The sequence below is a fragment of the Saccharothrix hoggarensis genome (assembly GCF_052936025.1).
In genome coordinates this window covers 4,846,304-4,853,974 of sequence record NZ_CP193624.1, presented here as the reverse complement: position 1 = coordinate 4,853,974, position 7,671 = coordinate 4,846,304, and the positions used below count along the sequence as shown (strand labels likewise).

Annotated in this window: 1 protein-coding gene; it reads right to left on the bottom strand. The window is 74.6% G+C overall.

Annotated elements, in window-relative coordinates; translation table 11 throughout:
- Window positions 1-3: 3 nt before the first annotated feature.
- A complete protein-coding gene (locus ACRAKH_RS21725; RefSeq protein ID WP_447009227.1) occupies window positions 4-7,644 on the bottom strand; it encodes an amino acid adenylation domain-containing protein in 7,641 nt (2,546 codons plus the stop codon).
- Window positions 7,645-7,671 lie beyond the last annotated feature (27 nt).

Genomic DNA, 7,671 nt, shown 5'->3' with positions numbered 1-7,671 from the left:
TGGTCACGCCTCCCCGTCGGCGACGGCTTCGGTCGCAAGGGCTTCGAGATCCGCCAGCACGAGGTCCTCGACCAGCTCGGCGAGAGCGGCGACGGTGCGGGCGGTGAGGACGTCACGCGGGGAGAGGTCGACGTCGAACGCCGCCTTGGTGCGTGCGGTGATGTGCAGGCCGCGGATGGAATCGCCACCCAGGGCGTAGAAGCTGTCGGCGACGCCGACCCGGTCGACGTCGAGCACGTCGGCCCAGATCGCGGCGATCGCTTCTTCGGTCTCCGTCCGCGGCGCGACGTACTCGCCGGACGTGACCGCGTCGCGCTCGGGCGCGGGGAGCGCGACGCGGTCCAGCTTGCCGTTCGCGGTCAGCGGCAAACCCTCCAGTGCGACGAACGCCGCCGGGACCATGTGGTCGGGCAGGACCCTGGCCGTGTGGTCGCGCAACTCCGCCGCCGTAGTCGGCTTGTCCGGCACGTAGTACGCCACCAAGCGGTGTTCGTTCGCCACTACAACGACCTGGGCGACCGAGGGATGCGCCCGGACCGCGGCTTCCACCTCGCCCAGCTCGATCCGGAACCCGCGGATCTTCACCTGGTGGTCGGACCGGCCCAGGTAGTGCAGCCTGCCGTCCACCCACCGGGCCAGGTCGCCGGTGCGGTACATCCGCTCGCCCGGCTCGCCGAACGGGTTGGCCACGAACCGCTGGGCGGTGAGGCCCGGCCGGTTGAGGTACCCGCGGGCCACGCCCGGCCCGGCCACGTACATCTCGCCGACGACACCCGGCGGCACCGGGTGCAGGTCGTCGTCCAGCACGTAGACGCGAAGGTCGGGGATGGGCACGCCGATCGAGCCGTCCGCGTGCGTCCACGTGACGTGCACGGTCGTCTCGGTGATGCCGTACATGTTGATCAACGCGCCGGAACCGCGCCACGCGTCCAGCTTGGCCAGGTCGAGGGCTTCACCGCCGAAGACCACGTACCGGACGTTCAGGTCGGGCGCCTCGGTCAGCAGGGCGTAGAACGCCGACGGCGTCTGGTTCAGCACGGTCACGCCCTCGTCGGCGAGCAGCCGGGCGAAGTCGCGCGGCGACCGCGTGACCTCGTGCGGGACGACGACCAGCCGTCCGCCGTGCAGCAGCGGTCCCCACAGCTCCCAGATCGAGAAGTCGAAGGCGTAGCTGTGGAAGAGCGTCCACACGTCATCGGGGCCGAACCCGAACCAGTGGTCGGTCTCGGTGAACAACCGCACCACGTTCGAGTGCGGCACCACGACGCCCTTGGGCCGACCGGTCGAGCCGGACGTGTAGATCACGTACGCCGAGTTGTCCGGCCGCACCGGCACGCCCGGGTCGGTGCCCGGCCAGGCGGAGAGGTCCGGGAGGCGGTCGAGGGTGGTCATCGGCCGTGCGTCGGCGAGGGTGTGCGCGATCCGGTCGGCCGGGTACGCCGGGTCCAGCGGCACGTACGCGGCGCCGGCCTTGAGCACCCCGAGGACCGCCACGACGAGGTCCGCCGACCGGGGCAACCGCAGCGCCACCAACGACTCCGGCCCCGCTCCCGCCGCGACGAGGTGGTGCGCGAGCCGGTTCGCCCGCTCGTCCAGCTCCCGGTAGGTGAGGCTCGCACCCTCGAACGTCACCGCGACCGCGTCAGGCGTTCGCGCGGCCTGCGCCGCGAACAGCGACGGGATCGTGTCCGCGACCACCGTGCCGGCCGACGTGCCGTTCCAGTCGACCACCACCTGCCGCACGTCGGCCTCGTCCAGCCACGGCACGTCGGCCACCGGCCGGTCGGCGTCGGCGGTCAGCCCGACGAGCAGGGTGCGCAGCCGCGCGCCGAGCCGTTCCACCGTGGCGGCGTCGAACATCGCCGGCTCGTACCCGAGCAGCACCCGCAGCCGGTCGGCCGGGTAGACGGTGGCGCTGAGCGGGAAGCTGGTCGTCTCCACCGCCGACAGCTCGCGCAACCCGAGGTCCGCGCCGAGCTCGACGGGGTAGTTCTCGAACACCACCACGCTGTCGAACAGGTCGCGGCCGCGCTCCACGCCGCTCCAGCCCTGGATGCGCGTCAGCGGCACGTGCTCGAACCGGCGCGACTCGACCTGCCCGTCCTGCACCTCGCGCAGCCAGTCGCCGACCGGCGCGGCGCCGTCGACCCGGACCCGCACCGGCAGCGTGTTGATGAAGATGCCGGTGATCGCGTCCACGCCCGGCAGGTCCGCCGGACGCCCGGAGACGGTCGCGCCGAAGCACACGTCCCGCGTGCCGGAGGACCGGGCCAGCAGCAACGCCCACGCGCACTGCACGATCGCGCTCGGCGTGAGCCGGTGGCCGCGGGCGAACTCGTACAGCCGCCGCGACTCGGCCTCGGTCAGCTCGACGGGGAGGCTGCGGGACGACGTGCCGTGCGGCGCGGGGCGGTCGACGGGCAGCGGGGTGGGCGAGTCGAACGTGCCCAGCACGCGCCGCCAGTGCGCCTCGGCCGCGACGTCGTCCTGCCGCTGCCCGAGCCAGGCGACGTAGTCGCGGAACGGCCGGCGCTCCGCCGGTTCGCCGAGCACGTCGGACAGGACGTGGAAGACGCTCCAGCCGTCCAGCAGCACGTGGTGGAACGTCCACAGCACCTGCACGCTGGTGGGGGAGAGGCGCGCGATCGCGATCCGCATCAACGGCGGCGCGCCGAGGTCGATGCCCTGCTCGCGGTCGCTCGCCAGCAGGTCCCGCAGCCGGTCCGCGCGGGCGGCGTCGTCCAGGCCGCTCCAGTCGAGGAACGTGAACGGCACGCGGACGTGCTCGTGCACGACCTGCAACGGCTCGCGCACCCCCTCCCACAGCACGGAACTGCGCAGCACGGGCGTCCGGTCGACGACCCGCTGCCAGGCGCGCGCGAACTCCTCCGAGTCGGTGACGCCGTCCACCACGAACGTCGTCTGCTGGAAGTACACGCCCCGGTCGCCGAGGCCGTGGAACACCATGCCGGCCTGCATCGGGGTGAGCGGGTAGGCGTCCTCGCCGGTGATCCGGTCCACCTCGTCCTGGGTGAGCCGGGCCAGCGGGAAGTCGGACGGCGTGCGGCCGCCCACGCCGGGCTGCGCGCAGTGCGCGACGATCGCGCGCAGGGCGGCGGCGAACCCGTCGGCCAAGCCGGTGACGGTGGCCTCGTCGTGGGCGTTCTCGCTGTAGTGGAAGGTGAACTCCAGCCGGTCGTCGCGCACCTGGCCGACGACGTCCAGCAGGTGCGGGCGCGGCGCGCCGGGGTCCGCGGACAGCTCCAGGTCGCGCTGGTCGGCGTCGAAGCGGCCCAGGTAGTTGAAGCCGACGGCGGGGTCGCAGGCGGGCGCGGTGCGGGCCAGGTGGCGCAGCACGCCGTAGCCGATGCCGCGCCGGGGCACCGCGCGCAACGCCTCCTTGACGGACTTCAGCGCGTCACCCCAGTCGCCCGCGGGCACGTCGAGCGCCACCGGGAACACGGTGGTGAACCAGCCGACCGTGCGGGACAGGTCGACGTCGGGGAACAGCTCCTCGCGGCCGTGGCCCTCCAGGTCGACCAGCACCCGCGGCCGGCCGGTCCAGTCCGCCAGCACGCGACCGAGCGCGGTCAGCAGCACGTCGTTGACCTGGGTCCGGTAGACGCCGGGCACGTCGCGCAGCAGCGCGGCGGTCTCCTCGGCGGTGAGCCGCACGGTCACCTCGCGCTCCGAGGCCGCGGTGTTCGGCCCGTGCCGGTCGCGCGGGACGGCGGTCGGCGTGGCCGCCACCTCCGTCCAGTGCGGAAGCTCGTCGGCGAAGTCGTGCCCGGCCAGGCGGATCGCCCAGTCCCGGAACGACGTCGTCTTCCGTCCGATCTGGACGGTCTCGCCCGCGCGGGCCTGCCGGTACGCCGTGGCCAGGTCCTCGACCAGCACGCGCCACGACACGCCGTCCACGACGAGGTGGTGCGCGGTCAGCTTCACCGAGCGCTCGCCGACGACGTCCGCCCGCAGCAGCGGGCCGCGGACGAGGTCGAAGCGCTCCACCGCGAGCACGTCCACGCGCAAGACCGGACCGACGACCTGGCGGTCGCCCTCGAACCGGGTGCGCAGCGCGTCGTGGTGCGCGACCAGCGCGTCGAGCGCGGCGCGCAGCGCGGGCACGTCGACCGGCTCGGCGAAGTCGGTGACGACGGACTGGTCGAAGTGCTCGGGCCGCACGGTGTGGTGGTGCAGGAACCAGCGCTGGATCGGGGTGAGCGGCGCCTCGCCGGTGACCACGCCCTGGTCGGCCGCGGGCGGCAGGTCGCGCGTCACGTGCGGCGCGATGGCGGCGATGGTCTGGTGGGCGAAGATGTCCCGCGACGTCAGCACCAGGCCCGCGCGACGGGCCCGGGTGACGACCTGGATGCCCAGGATCGAGTCGCCGCCGAGCGCGAAGAAGTTGTCCCGCACGCCGACCCGCGCCGCGCCCAGCACCTCGGCGAACACGTCGGCCAGCACGGCTTCGACGGCCGTGCGCGGTGCCACGTAACGGGTTTCGGTCCGCTCCTCGGGCGCGTCGGGCAGGTGGTCGCGGTCGAGGTGGTCGAGCCCGACGAACGTGCTCGGCACGGCGTGCGCGGGCAGCACCGGGCCGAGGAACGCGCGCAACCGGTCCGGGTCGACGGCGGGCGTCACGTACCCGACGAGCCGCTTGCCGGCCAGGACGACGGCCGCGTCCACGACCTCGTCGTGCCGCCGCAACGCCTCCTCGACCTCGGCTGGGTCCACCCGGATGCCGTTGACGCGCACCGCGTCGTCCGGCGGGAACGCGAGGTCGGCGAGGCCGCTCAGCGGCCGGTCGGGGTCGTCCACGACGAGGCGCAGCACCGCTTCGACGTCCTCGACCACCGAGTCGATCGTGGCGGCGTCGAACAGGTCGGTGTTGTACTCGGCGGTCAGCGCGAGGTCGTCGCCGCGCGGCCAGAACTCCACCACCAGGTCGAACCGCGCCACCGGACGGGGCAGGTCGTGCTCGGCGGCCGTCAGCCCGCCGAACGACGCGTCGCCCAGCAACGGCTGGTGCAGCGCCACCACGGCCTGCACCAGCGGCGTGCGGCTCGGGTCCGGCTCGGGGCGCAGGTGCTCCACGACCCGGTCGAACGGCACGTCGTCGTGCGCGAACGCGCCCAGCGCGGTGTCCCGCACCTGGTCGAGGAACGCGGTGAACGGCAGGTCAGGGTCCACCCACGAGCGCAGCACCAGCGTGCGGACGAAGAACCCGACCGCGCGTTCCAGGTCGGCCCGGTCGCGGCCGGAGCTGACCGTGCCGACGGCGATGTCCCGCTGCCTGCCGCGCGCCGACAGCACCACCTGCACGGCGGCGGTGAGCGTCATGAACAGGGTGGCGTCGTGCGCGCGACCCACGTCGGCGAGCCGCCGGACCAGGTCGGCGGGCAGCGTCCGCCGCCGCACCGCGCCGGACGTGGTGCGCGCCGCGGGCCGCGGCCGGTCGGTGGGCAGGTCCAGCGCCTCGATGCCGGCCAGCCGGTCGCCCCAGTACGCCGGGTCGCCGCCCGGTCGGCCCCGGTCCCACACGGCGAAGTCCGGGTACTGCGCGGTCGGGTCCGCCGGCTGCCCGCCCGCGTACAGCTCGGCCAGCTCATCCAGCAGCACGCGCACCGACCAGCCGTCCGTGACGATGTGGTGCTGCACCAGGACCAGCAGGTGCTCGTCGGGCCCGAGCGGGCGGAGGACGGCACGGGTCAGCGGTCCGCGCCTCAGGTCGAACGGCTCGGCCAGGCCCAGCTCGTCCGCGTCGGGCTCGCCGTCGGCGGCGGGCAGCACGCGCAGCGGGATCGTGCCGTGCGGCGCGACCACCTGCACCGGCTCGTCGTGCAGCACGTCGAACGTCGTGCGCAGCGCGTCGTGCCGCGCGGCGAGCGCGTCCAGCGCCGCCGCCAGCCGCGGCACGTCCAGCGGACCGGTCAGCCGCACCCCGGCGGCCGTGTTCTGCTCGGGCGAGCCGTCCAGCGAGAACAACCGGCGCTGCGCCGACGACAGGGGCAGCGGGCGCCCGCGCGGCACGGAGGGCAACGGCGGCTCGGCCTGCTCCGGCAGCGCCTCGGCCAGCGCGGCGACCGTGCGGTGCTCGAACATGGCCCGCACCGGCAGCCCGCCGAGCCGGGACAGCGCCCGCACGGCCAGGATCGAGTCGCCGCCCAGGGCGAAGAAGTCGTCGAGCGCGCCGACCCGCGGCACGCCCAGCACGTCCGACCAGACCTCCGCGACTCTGCGCTCACCGGCCGTGCGCGGCTCGACGTACCCCTCCGCGGCCTCGCCGACGACCGGCGCCGGCAGCGCGGCCCGGTCCAGCTTCCCGTTGGGCGTCAACGGGAAGGCGTCCAGCGCGACGAACGCGGACGGCACCAGGTAGTCGGGCAGCCGCGCGGCCAGGTCCTCGCGCAGCCCGGTCACGTCGCCGACGACGTACGCGACGAGCCGCTTCGGCTCGTCCCTGGCGACGACGACGGCGTGCTCCACCCGCGGGTGGGCGCGCAGCAGCGCCTCGATCTCGCCCGGCTCGACCCGGAAGCCCCGGATCTTCACCTGGTGGTCGGCGCGGCCCACGAACTCGAGCTGGCCGTCGTCGCGGGTGCGGACGACGTCCCCGGTGCGGTACATGCGCGCGCCGGGCGGGCCGAACGGGTCGGCCACGAACCGCTGCGCGGTCAGGCCGGGCCGGCGCAGGTACCCGCGGGCCAGGCCGACGCCCGCCACGTACAGCTCGCCCTCGGCGACCGGGCGGAGCTCGTCGTCCAGCACCCGCACCTCGGTGCCGGGGATCGGCCGGCCGATGGGCGGCGTGCCGCCGGGCGCCAGCGGCTCGCTCCACGACGTGACCACGGTGGACTCGGTGGGGCCGTAGGCGTTGACCATCCGGCGTCCGGGCGCCCACTTCGCCACGAGGTCGGGCGGGCAGGCGTCGCCGCCGACGACGAGCGTGCGGAACTCCGGCAGGTCGACGTCGGGCACGGTGGCCAGCGCGACCGGCGGGATGAGCGCGTGCGTGACGCGGAAGTCGGCGATGACGGCGGCGAGCTGCTCGCCGAGCAGCGGTCCGGGCGGCGGCACCACGAGTTCCGCGCCGGCGGGCAGCGCCAGGCACAGCTCCAGCACCGAGGCGTCGAAGCTGGGCGAGGAGAACTGGAGCACGCGGTCGCCGGGGCGCACGTCGAGGTGCGCGATCTCGGCGGCGGAGAACGCGGGCAGGCCGCGGTGCGTCACCACGACGCCCTTGGGGCGGCCGGTGGAGCCGGACGTGTAGATCACGTACGCCGGGTCGTCCGGGCGGATCTCGACGTCGGGCGGGGTGGCCGGGTGGTCGGGGAGGTCGGTCGGGTCGTCGAGCACCAGCAGCGGGTCTGCGTCGGCGATCATGAACGCGATCCGGTCGGGCGGGTAGTCGGGGTCGATCGGCAGGTACGCCGCGCCGGTCTTCAGCACCGCGAGCCGCGCCACCACGTTGTCCACCGAGCGCGGCAGCGCGAGCGCCACCACCCGTTCCCGCCGCGCCCCCTTGGCGATGAGCAGGTGCGCGAGCCGGTTGGCCAGCTCGTCGAGTTCCCGGTAGCTCAGCACCCCCTCGGCCGACCGCACCGCGGGCGCGTCGGGGGTGCGTCTCGCCTGCGCGGCGATCAATTCCGGCAGAGTGCGGGCGTGCGTCAT